Here is a 19913-nt window from a genome sequence, read left to right as displayed (position 1 = left end):
AGAACATGTATATTATTTCAGGTTGTAATGGAGCGGGAAAAACTTCCGCCTCTTTTACTATTTTACCTGAAATTATTGAATGCAAAGAATTTGTGAATGCAGATGAAATTGCGAAGGGCATATCACCGTTTCAACCCGAGAAAGTTGCACTGGAGGCGGGAAGAATTATGTTGAAAAGGGTTAATGAGCTTTTGGGAAATAATGAAAGTTTCGCATTTGAAACAACATTATCCAGTAAAAGCTACAAACAAAAAATCCAAGAAGCAAAGAGGCAAGGATACGCAGCAACGTTGATCTTTCTATGGCTCGAAAATATAGAACTAGCAAAAGAACGTGTAAAAACAAGGGTCTCAGATGGCGGTCACAACATTGAGCCAGATGTGATTGAAAGAAGGTATATTAAAGGAATTAAGAATTTATTTGACATTTATTTACCCATTGTCCATGGTGCGTTTCTGTTCGACAATTCTTTCGGAGTTCCGGAGATCATTGCACAGAAAACACTGGAAAATGGTTTAGAGATTATTGATGAGATCAAATATGCTCAACTAAGAGAAATATATGACAACAATTAAAGAACAGCTGGAACTACGCGACAAAATCATATTCGGCCTCAAAAAGACTTATGATAATGTGGTCGCATTCAAAAAGCAGAAAGATAGCGCACTAGTTGTAATGAGGGACAATAAGATTGTAAAAATCAAACCTTGGGAAAAGTAACTTTCAAATAACCTGGTAATCCCTACACTCCAATAAGAAAAATAGTGCTGAGATTTGGCGTTGCACATATATGATTACAAAACCCATCATAAAAGGGACGGTTTCCGCTTTACTTATACTTTTTGTTTCAACATTCGCTTCGGCGCAAAGTCTGGATTCTACTTTAAAAGAAAAAACGGAGCAACGAATCAAATCCGCCCCCGAAAGCGTCTTCAAAAAGTTTCGGGAAGCTGGAATGCGGCCTGTTAACCACGAACTTACATCCGCACAAAAAGAAAAAGTCCGCAATGCATTCGCCTTGTTGCCTCCATTGCACCAGCGGATTTTGAAACAACATTTGCTCAGCATCAGCTTCATGGACAATATGCCGAACACGGCATTAACCTCGCCGATCGATTCAGCAGGCGTCCCGAAGCTGTTCAACATTACATTCCGCGCGAGCCTGCTGAATGAGAATGTTTCGGAATGGGCGACCTGGAAAGAGAATTCCTGCTTTACGCCCGCAGCTGATTCCAGTTACAAAGTGCGCGTGGAAGCCGGGACCATGGACGCGATCGTTTATGTGCTCCTGCACGAGGCCACCCACATCGTCGACGTGGTAACCGGCATTACCCCGCATCCCGAAGATGCAGATGCTGTGGTGGAGCCGACAGCGTTTACAAAAGACATCTGGCGACTGATGAACAAGCCAGCCGGGCCATACATTGATTCCCTGCTGGAACAAACGCGCTTCCGGAGCGGGAAGCCGGTTCCGGTCAGCCTGGCGCCGGATGTTTATGCAAAGCTTTCGAAAACGCCTTTTCCTTCCTTATATGCTACGGCGGCGTGGTCTGAGGATGCTGCCGAGCTGGTCACGATCTATCACATGACCGCCCGGTTAAAGCAGCCGTTTTATGCGGTGGTTACCAAAAACAATGTGGAGGTGGCCCGCTTTGAACCCATGAAAAATCCGCTGGTCAAGCGGCGATTGGGTCAGTTAGCGGCTTTCTACAAGCCGTAATTTCATCTTGAGGGAAAAATGTACAAGGCACTTGGACTTTTATCCATTCTTCTGCGCAGTTTAACCTGCCACCTTTGTAATGTCAAACGACAACAGCCCAAAGCTAACAGCTAATAGCTAACAGCCAGAAGCTTACATCAAACATTCAAACTTACCACTCAGATGAAAACTATTGCCTTGACCATCGCATTCCTTTTCACTTTTATCCAAAGCCAATCGCTATTTGCACAAACACGTAAGCCCGCAGCATTCGGAAGAGAAGAATACATTGAAGTGGAGAAAAATGTAAAACTCCACGTGATCGACCTCGGCGAAGGCCAGCCTGTCGTGCTCATCCACGGATGGCCGCTGAACAATGAGATGTATGAATATCAATACCAGTATCTGGTTGAAAAAGGGTTCAGGGTGATCGGGATTTCCCTCCGCGGTTTTGGAAAATCGGACCGGCCTTATGGAAAATATGACTTCGATACTTTCTCCGACGACATCAAGGTAGTTTTGGAAAAACTGAAAATCGAGAACGCAACATTAGGCGGATTTTCAATGGGCAGTGCTGTGGTACTTCACTACGTAACCAAATACAACGGTGCGCATATCAAGAAGTTGGCCGTATTCGGCGCAACCGGTCCATCATGGAAACAACGCGAAGGCCATCCTTATGGCATCACTGAGCAAGGCGCAACTGATCTGATCAAACAGACTAAAACCAACCGGGAACAACTGGTAGCAGGCTTTGGAAAAGCATTCGAAGGAGAAGAAGGCGGACTTTCACCGGAATCGATCAAATGGTTGGAAAGCATCAACCTGAATGCATCACCTTACGCTACTACTCAGGCTATCAGCGCATTGGGTGACCTGGATCTTCGTCCTGTGCTTGGAAAAATCAATATGCCGGTTGCGATATTCCACGGTGTAAACGACAAGTTGTGTGACTACGCTCAGGCTGAGCAGCTTAACAAAGCCATTAAAGGATCTTACATTGTGAAATTCGAAAAAGGCGGACACGGGTTGTTTTTGGAAGAAATGGATAAATTCAACACCGAACTTGAAAAGTTTGCAAGAAACTAACTTAAAGATCGGGCCTGTGAAGCAAATCATTGCTTCACAGGTTTTTTCTCTATTTTGAAACAAAAAGAAACCCTTCATCCACACGCGTATATAGCCATGAGCAATGTTTTCAATAATAATTTAAAGACCCTGGGACTGCTGCAAGTAAGCAAAGAGCAAACGGAGATCATCAACGGGCCAGCCTATAAAGAATACATCAAAATTCTCTATCTGCCTGCTGGCTACAAGCTGCGGGTTGATTTTGCGTGTTACGATACCCAGCAGCCTACATTGTTTTTTATCAGCCCCAATCAATATTTGGAGCTGGAAGCAGCTGGTGAGGAAAGCGGTTATTTTATTTTCTACAACCGTGATTTTTACTGCATTCAGATTCACGATCAGGAAGTTGCCTGCGATGGTCTGCTTTTCAACAACATTCGCAACATGCCCAAAGTGGAGCTCCTGGAAAACGAAATCGCTTTTCTAGGAGGCTTGTTTAAAGAAATGATAGGAGAATTTCAGTTGAACGACAGCTCACTGGAAGAAATGATGCGGACCTATCTTAAACAGTTACTTATCCGCGCGACGCGCTCCTGGAAACGGCAACATTTGACCCATGATGTGACCGACCAGCAAAGTGATCTTGAATTTTTCCGCAAGTTCACCAGGCTTGTAGAGGAGCATTATAAATCCAAACACACCGTAGCCGACTATGCAGATTTCCTGTGCATGGCGCCGAAAACGATTACACACAAATTCAACCGGTTGCGACTGCCGCAGCCTAATGAAGTGATCAAAAACCGCATTATACTGGAAGCGAAACGCCTGCTGGTACACACTTCACTTACTGCGAAGGAAATCGCTTACGAGCTCGGCTATAATGATCCGGCTTATTTCAGCAGGCTGTTTCAAACGAAAACCGGAGAGTCGCCTTCGGGCTTTCGGGCCAACTTTTTGGGGTAATACCGACATTGAAAGGTTTCGGTGTATATTTATCTTGGAAAGCAGTTCAGCCCTTTTAAAAACACTGGAATATGACGTCGGATCTTATCTCGACATTGCGGAAAGATGTCCAGCTCGATGAAGCGGAAGCGGCGTATATTTCGTCGTTTTGTAAAAAACGGACCTTCAAACGCGGCGCTGTCCTCCTCAATGCAGGAGAGCAGGCTTCTGAAGTGTTTTTTGTCTTAAAAGGTGTACTACATCAGTTTTATCTTGACGAATCAGGCGTAGAAAAATCCTGCAACTTCGCATTCGAGCATGAATTTATCACCGATCTGGAAAGCTTTTCCAAACAGGCAGCTGCCACGTCCTGTATCAAAGCACTTACCGAGACTTCGGTACTTATCCTGAGCTGCAAGGATCTGGGCCTGCTTTTGCGTGAGTTGCCCTCTGTCGCCTTATTCTTCCGCATTCTGGTAGAACGTCTCGCAGCGGAAAGCATGGAACGCACCAAATCCCTGCTGGCTTACACACCTCAAAAGCGCTTTCTACTGCTAGCCGAAGCCCGTCCGGACATTTTCCTGCGCGTGCCGCAACGGTACATTGCGCAGTACCTCGGCATAGCTCCCGAAAGCCTCAGCCGCATTCGCAAAAGATTGTTTGTGGAAGCAAAATCTTAACACAGATCAACGTTTGGAACTGGTTGCCCGCGATACATTTGTATCAAAAAAACAACTATGCAAACGATACTCGGCGCTGGCGGCGCAACAGGCATTGCGCTGGCCAGAGAATTAAAAAACTACACGGAACACATCAGGTTGGTATCCCGCAAACCGGCGCGCGTTAATGCGGACGATACGCTTTTTCCTGCTGATCTTTTAAACGCATCTGAGGTGGAAGCGGCGGTCGCGGGCTCTGAGGTGGTGTACCTTACAGCTGGTCTGGAGTACAATATCAAGATCTGGAAACGCGACTGGCCCATTTTGATGCGCAATGTGATCAATGCATGCACAAAGGCAAAAGCGCGGCTCGTTTTCCTGGACAATGTATATATGTATGCGGCAGAAGAGATTCCGCACATGACTGAATGCTCTCAGGTAAATCCGCCGAGTGAAAAAGGGAAAGTACGGGCCGGAATCCAGGATATGCTGTTCGCTGCCAAGTCGCAGGGCATGCAGTTCCTGATAGCCCGCAGTGCTGATTTTTATGGGCCTGACGTTAAAAACAGCCCGCTCAGCATTTCGGTTACGGACGAATTCAGGAAAGGTAAAAAAGCATTTTGGCAAATGGATGCCTCGAAATTGCATTCATTCACATACGTACCTGACATTGGCAAATCCCTTGCATTACTCGGTAATACGCCCGATGTGTACGGCGAAGTCTGGCATTTGCCCACGTCGCCGGAGCGGTTCACCGGAAAGCAGTTTATTGAAATGGTCGCCGCGGAAATGAATGTACAGCCGCGCTACTACATTTTTGCAAAATGGATGATGCAGCTGCTGGGCCTTTTTGTGCCGATCTTAAAAGAATTAAAAGAAATGGCTTATCAATATGACCGCGACTATGTTTTTGACAGCAGCAAATTCGAGAAGCGTTTCTCTTATAAACCCGTAAGCTATGCGGAGGGGATCAGGCAAATGGTGCGTCACTAAACCAGCCTTTTCATCCTCACATCTTTGCAATCCGGCCTGAGCCATTTGGGTCGGCTTGATATTTCACGAAAGTTTCATGAGAACGAGTCCGGCCAAGATAAGCAAAGCAGCCGCGATCCGCATTGCATTTGCCGGCTCGCCAAGTAGAAAAGTGCCGACTAAAAAGGCACCAACCGCACCAATGCCCGTCCAGACTGTGTAGGCAGTACTGAGCGGCAACGTCCGCATGGCTAGCGCGAGCAGGGAAAAGCTCGCGATCATCGCAGCGATGGTAATGGAACTAGGAACAAGCCGGGTGAAACCTTCCGACTGCTTCAGGAAATACGCCCAAACAACCTCCAAGAGGCCGGCGGCAACCAAATAAATCCAGGACATAACATTGACCTTTTAGGCCGGGCCGTCCCGATACGGTTCCCAATATGGGGGAGGTCGTCCTCCTGCATTGCGCTGCCCGGAGATGGGCTGAGTAGCGCGACGCAAAAATACGAAATCAGCGAGGTTACAGTCAAGTGAGCTCTCAGCTTCAGGATTATTGTTAAAAAATGAGGCTTCTGTTCATTGGAGTCGCAAAAAGGCAAAAAAATATCTGCGATTCTATGTATTTTCCAGCTAACTGACCGAACCTTAACCATCGTAATGAAAGCAGAAAATAACTTAACACTAACCAGGCGTGAAATGCTCGGGGTGGCCGGTCTGGCCGGTCTCGCGGCAATAACCGGCAGTGCGGCCGCAGCTGTCCCGAAGAGTGCGCCGGCAAAACCGCGCATTGCCTGCCTGGTTACTTACTGGGGTGCCACGAGATCGCACGCTGACTGGATTATCACGAAGCTTTTGGATGGTTACTGGTGGCAGGGAGCCCACACCCCTTCGCGGGTGGAGGTTGTTTCTGTTTACATCCATCAGTTTGACACAAGTTTGCTGGCGCAGAAAATATGTAAGTCAAAGAACATTCCGATTTTTAAAACGGTAGGAGAGGCAGTTACCCTGGGTGGAAAGGAGCTTGCGGTGGATGGTGTTGTAATTGTGGGAGAACACGGGGAGTACCCGACCAATCTGAAAGGACAATGGCTTTTGCCACGCTGGTGGATTTACGAGAAAGTAATCCGGGTATTTGAGCAGAGCAAGCGTGCAGTGCCGATTTTTAACGATAAACATCTTTCTTACAACTGGGACGAGGCCAAATGGATGTTCGATAAATCGCGCGAGCTGAATTTTGCATTGACGGGCGGTTCCTCCATTCCAATTTATTTTCGCAAACCTGAGATAGAACTTGCAATTGATACGCCACTGAAATATTCAGTTGTACTTGGCGGCACGCTCGACGAAGGCGCTCTTTTTCATAGTGTGGATGTACTGCAGGCTTTTGTAGAACGCAGAAAAGGCGGTGAGACAGGTGTGAAATCTGTCCAATGCATTCGCGGGCCTGAAACTTGGAAGTGGACTGAGCAAAATCCCTGGGCCGGGAAGTTACTTGAAGCAGCACGCGTCAATTTTGATTTGAAAACGGGACACTTTCAGCAGATTGAAAAACCAAACGTCTGCATTGTCGAATACAATGACGGAACCAAGGCGGCTGTTTACAATGCGCGCGATGTAGGCTGGACTTTTGCCGGGGAGATCGAGGGGCAAAAGAACCCTGCAATAATCTCAATGCTCGGCTGGCCCGGACCTTTTGACCAATACCACGCCTCGAACTCCCAGCCGCATTGGATTACCGAAATGATGGTAACAAAGCAGGAGCCATTCAATGCGGAGCGGCTGTTGCTGTCAACCGGGATCACAGCCTTCAACATGGAATCGAATTGGGAAAATGGACGCTACTCGCCCGTAGGACGCCGCATTGATACACCTTTTATGAACATGAAATACCGCTCCATACGCGGGCCGCAATTCAGCCAGGGAGAACGCCCGCCCGCATTACCCTACGTTCGCGGATTCGCTGAATAGTTGAAGTTTGCTGAGGCTATGTCAGGAATAAGCTTATATTTGTGTACCAAAAGATGTACATCATGGCAATTGTAGAAACTACAAGCAGGCAATTCAGGGAGCGGCAAAAGGACTTCTTTGAAATGGCTGATAAAGGTGAAAAAGTGATTATCAGGAGAGGTCGTAAACAATCTTACGTGCTTACTCCAATTTCAGAGGACGACCTGTATTTCACTCCCGAAATGATCCAGCGTATAAAAGATGCGCAACAGGAGATCAAAGAAGGGAAATCTACTGTCATCAGGAATAAAGAAGAGCTTGACGCTTTTTTTGACAGCTTGTGATATACACCCTCGTTTTTTCGGACCAGGCAAAAGCAGATTTGCAATCTTTGAAGAAGTCTGAACCACAGGCGTATAAAAAAGCGCGGCTATTAATTGAAGAACTTGCTCAGCATCCAAAAACAGGACGCGGAAAACCGCTTAAAAAGCATGATCTCGCAGGTCTTTATGCGAGGAAGATTACCGATAAGCATAGATTGCTATAATTGGTGAATGATCAAACCATTACCGTATACATTATTTCCTCCAAAGGTCATTACGACGATAAATAGCGAATGAAACGCAGAGAAGTTATAAAATCCCTGGCCCTTTTGCCGGTTGCGGGTACCGCTTTTGAAAAACAATCCTTTGATCCTGCTCCTTCGCGGGGAGGCAAACCAATGCCGGATTTGCATCGCAATGCATTTGTCATGGATGGACATACGCATGTGATGAGTCGTGAGCTGATATTCAAAACTGACATTGGTCAGCGGTATCCCGATGGTACCGTCGATCTGCCGAGGGCTAAGGAGGGTGGATTGGACGCGATGTTCTTTTCGGTTTATACGCCTGAAAACTATTATCCGGGAAGATTTGAGATCAAGAATACTTTCCGTGTCGTAAATCTTGCATTGGAACAAATCAGGAAAAACAATGCGACGATTGAGCTGGCGCTGACTGCCTCCGATATTGAGCGGATCAACAAAAAAGGCAAGATGGCGGCGTTCCTTGATCTGGAAGGAGGGTACGACCTGCACGGTGATCTTGACCTGCTGCGGGCGCTATACAAATTGGGGTTACGCTCCATGCAGCTGACTGCGCACAGCACCACAAATGCATTTATCGATGCCTGCAACGATGTGTATACCTGGGGCGGTATCAATGCGCACGGAAAAGCGGTGATCAAAGAAATGAATGACCTTGGGATGGTGATCAATGTTGCACATGCTTCCAACGACGCTATTCTGCAATCAGTCGCTGCGAGCCGGCATCCTGTTATTTACAGTCACGGCGGCTTCCACAAAATCGTAGACCATCCCCGCTGCATTTCCGATGAAGCCGCAAAGGCGATCGCTGCAAAAGGAGGAGTAATCGGTGTCCATTTTGGCAGTTTGTTTAACAATCCCAAATACTGGGCATGGCAGAAACCGAACAATCCGGTCCGGGTGCAGCCTGATCCCCAGCCTACAACGCCGAGGATACTGGCGTCTCAGGTTACTAACCAAACCATTGAAGAGGTAGACAAGGAGTTTGCACGCGAGCTCCCATTTACTTTCAATGGAACCATACCCGACGAGTACTGGATGCATGTGGACCAGCTGGCGAAGGTAATTGACTACGGTGTGAACCTGGTAGGAGAGGACCATATTGCGCTGGGATCAGACCTGGACGGCGGGCCTGAGCTGCCGCGCGAGATCAAAGACATCAGCGATTTTCCACAGATTACCATTGCATTGCAAAAGCTGGGCTACACCGATCAGCGCATCAAAAAGATACTGGGCCTGAACTGGCTGCGAGTGATCCGGCAGGTAACAGAAGGGAAATGAGGTAGAACCCTTTAATCCCCTTTCAGGCTCTGCACGGGATCAAGCAGCGCCGCCCTGATCGCCTGGTAGCTTACAGTTGCGAGTGCGATAACAAGTGTTCCAATGCTCGCAGCTGCGAAAATCCACCAGGATATCTGGGTGTGATAAGTGTACTTTTCGAGCCACTGCTCCATTGTATACCAGGCAATTGGTATCGCAAGCAGACAGGAAATACCTACCAGGATCACAAAATCGCCGGAAAGCAGCTGCCACAGATTTGTAACTGAGGCGCCGAGCACTTTCCGGATCCCGATTTCCTTTGTGCGCTGTTCTGCCATGAAAGAAGCCATTCCAAAAAGTCCGAGGCAGCTGATGAAAATGGCGAGGACGGTAAATATCGCCGCCAGCTTGCTGATCCTTTCCTCGGCAGCAAACTTCAATGCATATTCCTGATCCACAAACTGGTAAGTGAATGGAGACTCGGGCGCATGTCTTTTGAATACCGCTTCGATGTTTTTCAATCCGGAACTTGCATTGGTGCCGGGATTGAGCCGTGCAGTGATAAACCGGCCGCCTTTCGGGTGAATGAAAAAGATCGATTTCTTGACAGGATCGTAGGGCGATTCCATGATCATATCCTTGATCACTCCGATAATTTTGAAAGACCTCCCGTCCCAGGTAACTGTCTCTCCGATCGCATCATTTAGTTTTTGTTTTGCCAATCCCATGAACTTCACAGCGGCTTCATTGACCACAAACCCAGCTGAGTCGCTGGCCAGGGTTTTGGTAAAATCCCGTCCCGCAATGAACTTCCAGCCGACCGTTTTTCCAAAATCGTGTGAGATACCGATGGTCGCAAACTCAGATTGCAGCCCCGGATCTTTGCCTTTCCAGTTGAAGCCTACATTGGCAGAAAAAACCTCAGTAGGTGGTCCCGCCGACTCAGCCATGGAAACCACGCTTCCTGTTTTGACAAGATCATCCAAAACAGCATCGAAATGCCTGTGAATGTCGGGCGTGTTCACCAGCATGGTTACAAGTCCCTGCCTGTTGTAGCCGATAGGGCGGCTTTTGGCATGAAGTATTTGTTTATAAACGATGACAGTACCTATGATCAGCGTGATCGAGACGGTGAACTGCAGTACTACCAGGATTTTCCGCGGCAATGTAGCACGCAGGCCCAGCGGCGTCCATTTGCCTTTCAATGCTTTGATGGGCTGAAATGAAGATAGATAGAATGCGGGGTAGCTGCCTGCGATAAATCCGGTTAACAGCGCAAACAAAAAGCTGCCCGCCAGGAAAACCGGATCTGTCCAGGGCATTTGCATTCGCTTGTCGGCGATCTCATTGAATGTAGGCAAAACAAGCCTGGCGAGCACCAGCGAAAGGAAAAAAGCAAAGCCGACGACGAGGAAAGATTCACTGAAAAATTGTCCGATCAACTGCAGGCGCACCGAGCCGATTGCTTTTCGGATACCTACTTCTTTGGCGCGCTTTTCGGAGCGGGCGGTACTCAGGTTCATGAAGTTGATGCAGGCCAGCAGCAATACAAATACACCAATAATGCCAAAAAGCCAGACGAACTGAATGCGACCGCCTACGTTACGCCCATTCTCCCATTCAGAATAAAGATGCCAGCGGGTCATCGGATGCAGCAGGATTTGCGGGTTAAATTTCAGCGCATCTGTTCCTGCTTTCCGGAGTTTGATGTTTTTGATCTGCTCAGAAACTGCTGTTAAATTTCTACTCGGGGATAACTGGGCCAGAATCTGAAAGGAGCTGCTTTCCCAATCGTTATTTTCCACAGCCGCTTTCACCCATTCGGTAGACGAAACAAACAGGTCAAAAGGCGCGATGAATGCGAGTTCGTGAAACTCTGAATTGTAGGGAATATCTTCATAAACACCCACCACCTTTAAATCCAGATCCTTATTCAACTTAAGCGTTTTATCCACGGGATCAGAGTTTCCGAAAATCGCCCTGGCAGTTGATCCTGAAAGCAGGATAGTTGCAGGATCTCTCAGTCCGGAAGCAGTGCCGCTGATCATTTTTAGGGAGAGCATTTCGGCTGCGCCAGCGGACATGAAGTTGCCCGCCTGCGTAAAACTTGATCCGTTGTAGGTCAGCACGTGCCTTTGAAGCCAGGAGGTAATTACTACGCGGTCAAAAGCTGCTCCGTAGCTTGTCTGCAGCTCCTTGAACAATGGCGCGGGTACATTACTACCGGTATTTACTTCTCCATCCAGCGTTTGCTGCTGCATTACCCGCACAATGCGGGGATAATTCTGATGGGTTGTGTTGAAAGAAAGCTCGTCATAAATCCAGAGACCAATCAACATTGCAACCGCCATTCCCACCGCAAGTCCGCCCATGTTAATGGCCGAGTAGGTCTTATTTCCGGTCAGGTTTCGCCAGGCTATTTTGAAGTAATTACGGAACATGCTAGTTGTCAGTTGATTTTGAAAGCAAAAGTCAGACTTATGAAGTAGCTACTGACCAGCGCGCACTTGCACGTCCCGGAACATAAATGCATTGTCACTTACCCGCACAGGTTTGCCGCTGGCAGTGGTGACGTTTCGAAGAATAACTTCTTTGGTTTTCACATAAGGATACTTTTCCTGATAGGAATTGTCTTTCACTTCCGGATTGAAGTTGGCGAAAATAGCCGGTCCCTGGTAGTTTTCAGGATGCTGTGCATCATCGATCCGAAGATTTTCAACCGTAATTTTTTCAGGCATATAGCAGGTATAACCAAAGTCGTGCTGACCTGAATTCGAGCCGCTGATCAATGCTGCATTCACCGGCTTCCCATTTGCCGGCACAAATACGCAGTTACGGATAATTACTTCTCCCTGCCAGGTACTTCCATAATCCGAGCGGAGATTAACGATGCTTCTACCCCGGATCCTAGAATTTTCAATCAACAAAAGTCCGCTGCCGATCGCATTGATACCCATGTGCCCGAGTGTCGAATTGCGGATGGTTGCATTGGCAACTCCCTGATGCGCATCGAAGCGGGAAAGCGTGCAATGGTCGTAAAGGAGGTTTTTGCAAAAATTTGAGCCCAGAATACCCCAGTATGTATTGTCATTGATGTCATTCGTCTGCGTGCAATTGACAAAAGACACATTCAATGCGCGATTTGCCGACAGGTCGTAAGTGCCCATTGTAACTGGCTTCCCGGCAGCGCCGATAGTGCTGTACGTTTTGTGCCCGGTCAGCACGGTGTTCCTGATCGTCACATAAGCGCATTCGCCGATGTTGATGAAACCTCCGTAAGGCGCGCCCTGTTCTCCCTCGCCGGTAATGCGGTGTTCCATTCCTTCCAGAAGTACATTCGAGCGACGTATTGCGATATTCCGGTTGTAGTATGTATACTTTGATTCAGCTTTATTGGCAATGGTGGTAAAGCGCCCGCCTTTGATGTTCAGCGGCTTTTCGTCGATCGGAAGTGCAGTGATATCCGTAATCTGATCAAAATCCCAGATAATCGGCGCATTCATATCTACTTTGCCGCTTTTATCAACAACAAAAATGTCAGTCTGCGAAGAGCCATTATTCTGATTTAGCCCAAACCGGATATACTGCTTTACATTCGCATTGGTAACAGTTACCAGGCAGGAGCCAGGTAATTTTGCATTGATTTTCTCCTGGTTTCTTTTGAGTGAAGATATACCTTCCAGCTTGAAAGGTTTCAGGCTCGAACCCACTGTGAATACAGCAGCATTGCGGTTTTCAACGTCAGTATCATCAATAATAAAAGCGGCTTTCCCAAAATCGGTATCGGTCCGGATCACTGCTGTGCGCGCTTTGCCGCCAATGTAATAGGTAGCGCCATCGTCGGCCTTCACGGCAAGTCCATGAAGATTGGCAAAGGCGTGGGTTGCCGCGATCGCATTGATATCGTCTGTTTTGCCATCACCTTTTGCGCCGAAGTCGTTGTAATGCACCACGCGCGCTGCTTTGAACTTCGCCACGTTTTTTGGAGCTACGTTAATATGGAGGTCGCCATTCTCGATCACCGAAACGCTGGTTTTGCCTTTCTCAGCGGTGATTACCACATTTTCGCGCGGCGCATTGTTCTGTGCGCGTGTTATAAAACCGAGGAGCAGAAAAAGGAATAGTAGGTTGTACTTGATCATAAGGGTATAGGATAGTTATTCATGTTTCAAAGAAGGAGGGTTTGTTCCGCTACTCTATGAAACTTTAAATCAACCCGATCAATGAAGTTGAGGCCAGCCTACAAGATTTCTATATAACCCGCTGTTCCATTCACACGGATCCGCTGACCATCTTTGATTAACCTGGTGGCGTTTTCAACTCCGACAATGGTCGGTAATCCATATTCGCGGGCGATTACTGCACCGTGGGTCATCATTCCGCCGACTTCTGTGACCAGGCCTTTGACAGAGACAAACAAAGGTGTCCAGCTGGGGTCAGTAAAAGTGGTGACTAGTATATCTCCCTCTTGTAAATCTGCATCTTTCATGTTCAGAATTACCCGCGCTCTTCCCTCGATAATTCCGGAACAAACCCCCAAGCCCGGAATTGCACCAGCTGGCAGGTTGTTCGATTGGTATTTGCCTGAAATGATCTCGCCATCGGAAGTAATTACCCGCGGCGGGTTTAGTTTTTCATAACTCCTGAATTCTTCCTTCCGCTTGTCAATGAGCTGCTGATCTGCCTGGCCTGATTGGTATATTTCACACAGCTCTTCCAGCGACAGGTAGTAGATATCTTGCTTGTCACGAATTATTCCCGCTTTTACGAGTGCATCTGCCTCTCTGAGTAACGCCCTCCGGTATACGAAATAGCGGCTGATCATTCCGTATTTCGGGTATTCGCGATAGCCTGCAAAATTCCGAAGCTGTGCTATCATCCGTTTTGCTTGCATTGCTTTGGCTTCCCCTTCAGGTAATCGGGTGAGGCACGACAGTAATTCCTGTTCCTTCTTTGCAGCTTTCTGCAAGCCGCGCTCAAATTTTTGCCTTCCCGCGCCGGGTTCGAAGTTTTTGACGTGACTCAATAGGAGCGGGATCAGTAAAGCGGGTTGTTCCAGCCAGCGGGTTCTCGTAATATCAATTTCGCCGACGCAACGCATTCCGTATTTGCTGAGAAATGCATGGATCGCACTCCGGGCTTGCTCGCCGCCATTGAAGCTGGGTAGCTTGTCAAGCCAGTTGTCGTCCTTCACATTTTCCAGGTACGCAATTACCTCCGGAAAAGGGCGCACTGCATCGGCAACATCTAAAAGCGCCAGTCCCATTTCGGAGGTGATGTTGTTGGGAACAGACTGGGATAGTGTATCTGCTGCGCTCTTCTCACCAAGCCACTCGTACATTTTCTCATTGATCCACGCGGCAGCATTCATGCCCGCCTGAATGGCACGGTGACTTTGCGGATCAAATAATATCTTCTTCAATTCACTAATATCATCCAAGATAAACCGGATCAAATCTGCTCCTGATTTGGCCTGAATGCGCTCTTCCAGTTCTTGCACCGACCTCTCGCTACGGCTGATCAATTCAGGGATAAGTGAGGCGGCTGGTTCAATTTCTTCTGGCACGGGCGGCTTCGACGGCGGTATATTATCGTCTGGTATGGTCTCTGTCTCGCCTCGTTCGAGGATCGCCAGCAGGGCGTCTTTGATAAGCGGGTCCGATTTTCCCATTGTATCCAACAGCGCTTGCCTCTTGGAATGCGACGAAAGCAATGGTGTTACATCAACAAACAGCCGCCCGCCCGCAGTCCGCATTCGTGCCGGGGTTACGTGCAGGAAAAAAGATAGGCCGAGCGACTTTATAGCGTCGGTCATCATTTGTCCATGTCCGACAGACACGTAGACGCGCGCATTTCCGGTAACATCCTGCGCATTCCATTCTGGAACCGGGAACAGGGTAGTGATTGGCCTGCTTTGGACAATGTAAAATGTGCCTTCTGCCAAACACCATTCGATATCCTGCGGCGCATCTTCGGTACCAGCGAAATGGGCCTTGATCTGACTCCCCAGCTTTGCCAATTCCAGGATCTGTGAATCGGTAAGTACCTGCTGTTTCCTGCGGTTGGGTGTAATCTCTTTCTGCTCGGTACCGCCTTGCTCAGCCGGATAAATCGCGAGATTTTTGGGAGATACCTTCTTTTCAATGCGCCGGTCTTTGTACACTTTGTAATGGTCTGCATTCACCAGACCGGATACTGCCGCCTCGCCCAATCCGAAACTTGCGTCAATGCAGCGGGTCTTCCTGTTGCCGGTAACCGGATCGGCAGTAAACAGAATCCCGGCTGCTTCCGGGAAGATCATGTTTTGAACAATCACAGCGAGGCTGACTTTCCGGTGATCGAAGCCATTTTGAATGCGGTAAATGATCGCGCGATCGGTAAAAAGGGAAGCCCAGCATTTGCTGATATGCATGAAGATTGACTTTGCTCCAACTACATTCAGGTAAGTATCCTGCTGGCCTGCAAAAGAGGCTGTCGGTAAATCCTCGGCAGTTGCGCTGGAACGGACGGCGTAAGCATTGTTTTCACCCAAAAGCGTAAGGTACCTGCTTATTTCACTCTCAATGTCTTTTGGAATGATAGCCTTTTCAATTGCCTTCCGGATCTCACTACCCAATGCACTGATTTGCGCTCTTTGTTCTGCTTTTAAAGCCGAAAGCTCAGTCAGTAATTTATCAATGGAGGGTATTTCCTGAATAATCTTTTTGTAGGCTTCTGTCGAAACGCAAAAGCCGGTCGGTACTTTGATCCCGTCGATGCGCATGAGTTCGCCCAGGTTCGCGCCCTTTCCGCCCGCCAGCTCAGCTTTCGTTCTGTCGATTTGGTCGAAGTCCAATATGTACTTTCCCATCTTTCCGGTGTGTGAGGTTTGGTAATTATCTTTTTCTGCTGATTGCATCCGTGTCGGAGGTCAGCGCGTTTGTTGCTTCATTCATGATCTCAATGGATTTTGCGAAATAAGCTTCAATGACTTTGCTTTCCTGATCTGAAAAAGAGGCAATCAATTTTTCTGTTTTGCTGCGGAAATCTTCGTAGAGAGGTACCAGTAGCGCCATGATGTTTTCTTTGTCAGGCTCTATGATCACCTTCCGCCTGTCTTCCGCAGCATACCGTCTTTTTACCAGATGTTTTTTCTCAAACCGGTCGATCAGGCCAGTAACAGCGCCAGTAGTAAGACCTGTGAGCGCAGCTAATTCACCCGCGGTCATCTGGCCTTTTTCCATCAGAAAACCCAGGTACTTATGGTCAGTACCTGGTAATCCCGCCTTCCTCGCTACCGCTTCATGCAGCTGAATGGAAGTAAATGCATGTTGCTGACTAAGTTTCCTTATCCGCCTGAGTTCAGTATCTTCCATATTATCTCATTAACTAAATATCTTAGTTGCAAAGATAAATGAAAGCAAGTGTTATTGTCAAATTTCAAAGTGAATTATAAGCCAGGCAAGAAGCATTGGTGCGAACTAGAAGCGCGTGTTGATCCCGATACTGACAACGCCTTTGTAACCATAGCCAAGTTCGGCAAAGCCGCCCACCTTTTTTCCGACCCTGATCCCAAACGGCGTGATCTGGAAGGTGGGCGTCGCATACAGTTTAGCATCAGTTGCGAGCCGCTGGTCTTTAATCCGGACAAAAAGCCCGCCTATACCGGCGGCTGCATACAAGGTAACATGCGGAGCGTCGGCGTAGGTGATTTTAGGTTCAAATGCCATCATTAGATTGCCATGCTTATCAGTCCTTTGAAAATCATAGTAGCTCGTTTTATAAGAGTTACCGTTGCTCGTTGCTGCTGTAACGCCAATGGCAAACCGGCGGGTTACCTGATACCTGTAAGTAATTGAAAATGAACTCGAAAAGTCCATTTTTGGAAGTGGCTCATTGAACACGGAGCCTAAGAAGATAATGAACGCATCATCCAGCAGCCGTTCTCTGGCCAAAGGTCCGTAGCTAAGCTGGATTTCGTGCTGGGAAGGTCGCTGTGCATGGGCTGGCGTGCTTGCTGCTATAAACAATGCAACAACCATAAAGGAGAGAATAGTAGAATTGAGCTTTTGCATGAAAGTACAGGTTAGGTGAGGCAGTTAGGATGGTGTGTTTTTGCACAGCACAAAGTAACCGGGTTGGCAGAAGTTTATATCTTGTCCTGCAACACGGATCTGAGTTGTTCTGCAACACGGATTTATCTTGCGCTCCGACAAGATTTTGTCTCACCCAAAGTTGTGAAAAAACGTAAGCCCGTTTTGCATCTATGAAACCCTCCGAAGATATTAAGCCACTCCAAAGAATTCTCGAAGCTTCCAGGTTTATCCTGTCGGAGCCGGTTAAAGAACGTTTTCAGGAAAATCTGACCCGGTTTATGATCCCTAAAGGCAGGGTACTGGTGGATATGGGGCAGGTTAGCAAATGTCTTTACTTCATCGAAAAGGGCGCAATGCGGACCTACTATCTCCGCGGCTCGGAGGATATCACATCGCTGCTCGTTTCAGACGGTGACATTGTTTGCATTGCGGAGAGTTTTCTTTTGCAAAAAGCGTCGAGTGACGTGTTGGAAACACTGGAAGATACAACCGGCTATTCCATTACTTACGAGGCTTACCGGAAATTGGTACAGGAAGACGTTTACATGGCGGGTCTGGCAGTGCAGCTTCTGGAGCAGCACCTCATTAATTTCACTGACCGTGTGAAGGTTTTCAAATACCTTTCGGTAGAGCAGCGGATCGCGCATTATATCAGCCAGCCGTCTTCACTGCTGCGGCGCATTCCTGATCACTATATCGCCACCTACCTGGGCACCACTGCTGCCACTTTCAGCAGGTGCTTGAAAACGATCAATATGGATAAGAACGGGGCGACGCGCGCCTCTTTCTGAATAGTTTTTGGCCGGCCGGCTAACAGTTCAAAATACATTCCTCTCAATTCAGAATATGAAAGGCACAGTTGATCCTAACTGGGTTTAGTGCCGTCCGTTCATCGGCTACTTTTGGGCAAAATCTAAAAGATAAAGCCATGAGAAAAATTTCCATCCTAAGAAATGTGTTCACAATGCTCGCCTTACTTGTTGCAGTAAGTTCCTGTGACAAAGACAAAGAAAAAGACCCGGCACCGGACCTTGGCACCAAGGCTGCGGGTATTTACATTTTCTCTGAGCTTGAATTTGAAGGCAACACCATTCCCGCCGATAAAAGCAACCTGAAAGGCGATATTCGTCTTGTTCGGAAAACGGCGACCACAGTTGATGCCGAGCTCGATATCCGGCTGAAATCAACCAATGAAGATTTTATGGTCTACGATGTAAGTGACATCCAGCTTTCCGAAAATTCCGGTACAATCGAGCTTACTTACGAAGGCGAAAAGGTAGCTGAGATCAAAGGAAAGAAGGTTATTGTGAATGGAACTGACGACGCCGGCGTGGATTTCAAACTTACGGCTACGCGTTAATAAAACTGTCCCGTCAAATACCCTCCCGCAAGTCGGCAACTTGTTGGGGCAGTATTTGGCGAGGCAAAGCAAACCCTATTAGAATTCCGCTATTTTCAGCATCTAACTCTAAGGGTGAGACCGAACCTGAAAAACGTTGACCGGCCCGGACAGCTCACTACTTGATGACCACTACTTTGTAGTTCTTTACAGCTGCTCCTTTAAGCACTTTAATGGAATATAGTCCCGGTTCCAGCATTTTCACATCTATCCCTTCGTCGCTGATGTTGCTTGTTTTCAGTACTGCCTTTCCGGCAGCGTTGCTGATCTCAACAGCGGATATTTTACCAGGACTTCGGTGTTTCAAATAAAGCTTGTCGGCAACAGGATTTGGAAAAATAAAGTCCTTTTCTCCCTCGAACTGCACACTTACAATCTTGCTGAACGCTGTACTGCCGTCGTGATCAATCATGCGAAGGCGATACAGGTTTTCTCCACTGAGCGGATCAGTGTCAATAGCATCGTAGTGATGAGCTACTTTGCTTTCGCCGATCGCTTTTACCGTCTGAATCGTTCTCCAATTCTTACCATTACTACTTCGCTCCACCTCAAAACGATTGCTATTAGTTTCGTCGGTAGTTTTCCAGGTGAGGAATATTGTATTTCCTTCCTGATTGCCATTGAATGATACAAGTGTTACAGGCAGAGGTTTTGTCGCTTCAGAGCTGCCTACGCTATTTTTCGCATTCCCTGTAAAGTCTGCCCATTTTGAACCACTCAGCCCCGTCCCGAAGCCCGTGGAGGCACAGCGTAGTTGGATTCTTGCATCGTCGGGTGAAAACCCGGCACCAACCAACTCAGGTGCCCAGAAAAGTGAAACCGATGCTACCAAAGTAGGCACAGATGAGAGCGGCTCACTATTAGCTTCACGAAAGAGCGAGTATTTGAAACGTGTATCATACCCGGCTGGCGAGCTTCCTTTTACGTTTGTTTGCGCTTGTGCGGCGGAAAGCTGAGCATTTTTTACTGTGATACTATTTCCATTCGGTAGTACAAATGGTGCTTCCATTGGAGCGCCGAAGTCTATATCGAATGCAACATCAACGCTTTCGAGTCCAAATTGCGGACCGTTACCACCGTCGCCGGGAGATTTTACATAATTAAGATATGCCTGACTGGCGGACATGTACAGATCGAAGGTCACATCCAGGCCATTGTTGGTAAGTACCGCATGCCGGTTGCGTGCTTCAAAGAATATGTGTGGCCCGGCAGCTATATTGTCAATCGGGGTGGTTTGCGCATTGGCTACGCAATGTATTAGGGTGAGGCCAATTGACACAAGCGTATTCAGCGTATTTTTCATAAA

20 protein-coding genes are annotated in these 19913 nt (G+C 47.7%); 13 read left to right on the top strand and 7 right to left on the bottom strand.

The window, feature by feature from the left end; genetic code table 11:
• Positions 1-5 precede the first annotated feature (5 nt).
• From Q369_RS0127235 to Q369_RS0127205, 7 genes are all read left to right on the top strand, one after another.
• On the top strand, positions 6-575 hold the full coding sequence (locus Q369_RS0127235) for an ATPase (protein ID WP_205624374.1): 570 nt from the start codon (positions 6-8) through the stop codon (positions 573-575).
• Positions 562-720, top strand: coding sequence for a hypothetical protein (locus tag Q369_RS29360; protein ID WP_169739294.1), 159 nt, complete (start codon positions 562-564; stop codon positions 718-720). The genes Q369_RS0127235 and Q369_RS29360 overlap by 14 nt, the downstream gene beginning before the upstream one ends.
• A gap of 70 nt (positions 721-790) precedes the next feature.
• The gene (locus Q369_RS0127225) at positions 791-1720 is read left to right on the top strand and encodes a hypothetical protein (RefSeq protein ID WP_031530868.1); all 930 of its coding nucleotides are present in this window, start codon (positions 791-793) and stop codon (positions 1718-1720) included.
• Between the two features lie 162 nt (positions 1721-1882).
• Positions 1883-2788: an alpha/beta fold hydrolase gene (locus tag Q369_RS0127220; RefSeq protein WP_031530867.1), complete on the top strand. Its 906-nt coding sequence runs from the start codon at positions 1883-1885 to the stop codon at positions 2786-2788.
• Positions 2789-2884: 96 nt separating this feature from the next.
• Positions 2885-3730, top strand: a complete 846-nt coding sequence (locus Q369_RS0127215; protein WP_031530866.1) for a helix-turn-helix domain-containing protein — start codon at positions 2885-2887, stop codon at positions 3728-3730.
• Between the two features lie 71 nt (positions 3731-3801).
• Entirely contained in the window at positions 3802-4389 is a 588-nt protein-coding gene (locus Q369_RS0127210; protein ID WP_051664317.1) for a Crp/Fnr family transcriptional regulator, read from the top strand.
• Between the two features lie 57 nt (positions 4390-4446).
• The gene (locus Q369_RS0127205) at positions 4447-5361 is read left to right on the top strand and encodes an NAD-dependent epimerase/dehydratase family protein (protein WP_031530864.1); all 915 of its coding nucleotides are present in this window, start codon (positions 4447-4449) and stop codon (positions 5359-5361) included.
• Between the two features lie 63 nt (positions 5362-5424).
• On the opposite strand, the gene Q369_RS0127200 is transcribed toward Q369_RS0127205, so the two are convergent.
• Complete coding sequence (locus Q369_RS0127200) at positions 5425-5736, bottom strand: DMT family transporter (protein ID WP_031530863.1); 312 nt, start codon at positions 5734-5736, stop codon at positions 5425-5427.
• A 261-nt stretch (positions 5737-5997) separates the two neighbouring features.
• On the opposite strand from Q369_RS0127200, the gene Q369_RS0127195 reads away from it, so the two are divergent.
• From Q369_RS0127195 to Q369_RS0127180, 4 genes are all read left to right on the top strand, one after another.
• Complete coding sequence (locus Q369_RS0127195) at positions 5998-7308, top strand: hypothetical protein (protein ID WP_031530862.1); 1311 nt, start codon at positions 5998-6000, stop codon at positions 7306-7308.
• A gap of 62 nt (positions 7309-7370) precedes the next feature.
• Positions 7371-7631 (top strand): hypothetical protein, encoded by a 261-nt coding sequence (locus Q369_RS0127190; protein ID WP_031530861.1) that lies wholly within the window; start codon positions 7371-7373, stop codon positions 7629-7631.
• Positions 7628-7834 (top strand): type II toxin-antitoxin system YoeB family toxin, encoded by a 207-nt coding sequence (locus Q369_RS29980; RefSeq protein WP_051664315.1) that lies wholly within the window; start codon positions 7628-7630, stop codon positions 7832-7834. The genes Q369_RS0127190 and Q369_RS29980 overlap by 4 nt, the downstream gene beginning before the upstream one ends.
• A 69-nt stretch (positions 7835-7903) precedes the next feature.
• Complete coding sequence (locus tag Q369_RS0127180; RefSeq protein ID WP_031530860.1) at positions 7904-9154, top strand: dipeptidase; 1251 nt, start codon at positions 7904-7906, stop codon at positions 9152-9154.
• Positions 9155-9165: 11 nt separating this feature from the next.
• Here the strand turns inward: Q369_RS0127180 and Q369_RS0127175 are convergent, their stop codons facing one another.
• The 5 genes from Q369_RS0127175 to Q369_RS0127155 all read right to left on the bottom strand — a co-directional run bounded on the left by Q369_RS0127175 (position 9166) and on the right by Q369_RS0127155 (position 17187).
• Positions 9166-11574 carry an ABC transporter permease gene (locus Q369_RS0127175; protein ID WP_031530859.1) on the bottom strand — a complete coding sequence of 803 codons (2409 nt, stop codon included), beginning with the start codon at positions 11572-11574 and terminating at the stop codon, positions 9166-9168.
• A gap of 48 nt (positions 11575-11622) precedes the next feature.
• Positions 11623-13275, bottom strand: coding sequence for a hypothetical protein (locus tag Q369_RS0127170; RefSeq protein ID WP_031530858.1), 1653 nt, complete (start codon positions 13273-13275; stop codon positions 11623-11625).
• Between the two features lie 98 nt (positions 13276-13373).
• Positions 13374-15983, bottom strand: coding sequence for a phosphoenolpyruvate synthase (gene ppsA / locus Q369_RS0127165; RefSeq protein ID WP_031530857.1), 2610 nt, complete (start codon positions 15981-15983; stop codon positions 13374-13376).
• Positions 15984-16008: 25 nt separating this feature from the next.
• The gene (locus Q369_RS0127160) at positions 16009-16488 is read right to left on the bottom strand and encodes a MarR family winged helix-turn-helix transcriptional regulator (protein WP_031530856.1); all 480 of its coding nucleotides are present in this window, start codon (positions 16486-16488) and stop codon (positions 16009-16011) included.
• Positions 16489-16593: 105 nt separating this feature from the next.
• A complete protein-coding gene (locus tag Q369_RS0127155) occupies positions 16594-17187 on the bottom strand; it encodes a hypothetical protein (RefSeq protein WP_157488336.1) in 594 nt (197 codons plus the stop codon).
• Between the two features lie 191 nt (positions 17188-17378).
• Here Q369_RS0127155 and Q369_RS0127150 point away from each other — a divergent pair, with 191 nt between their 5' ends.
• Positions 17379-17999, top strand: a complete 621-nt coding sequence (locus Q369_RS0127150; protein ID WP_031530854.1) for a Crp/Fnr family transcriptional regulator — start codon at positions 17379-17381, stop codon at positions 17997-17999.
• Between the two features lie 137 nt (positions 18000-18136).
• A complete protein-coding gene (locus Q369_RS0127145) occupies positions 18137-18568 on the top strand; it encodes a hypothetical protein (RefSeq protein ID WP_157488335.1) in 432 nt (143 codons plus the stop codon).
• A gap of 157 nt (positions 18569-18725) precedes the next feature.
• Here the strand turns inward: Q369_RS0127145 and Q369_RS28635 are convergent, their stop codons facing one another.
• Positions 18726-19910, bottom strand: coding sequence for a T9SS type A sorting domain-containing protein (locus Q369_RS28635; protein WP_051664314.1), 1185 nt, complete (start codon positions 19908-19910; stop codon positions 18726-18728).
• Positions 19911-19913 lie beyond the last annotated feature (3 nt).

This window comes from Dyadobacter crusticola DSM 16708, from assembly GCF_000701505.1.
GTDB lineage: Bacteria > Bacteroidota > Bacteroidia > Cytophagales > Spirosomataceae > Dyadobacter > Dyadobacter crusticola.
Note: the sequence above shows the minus strand (reverse complement) of the source record. Positions and strands in the feature narration are given on the sequence as shown.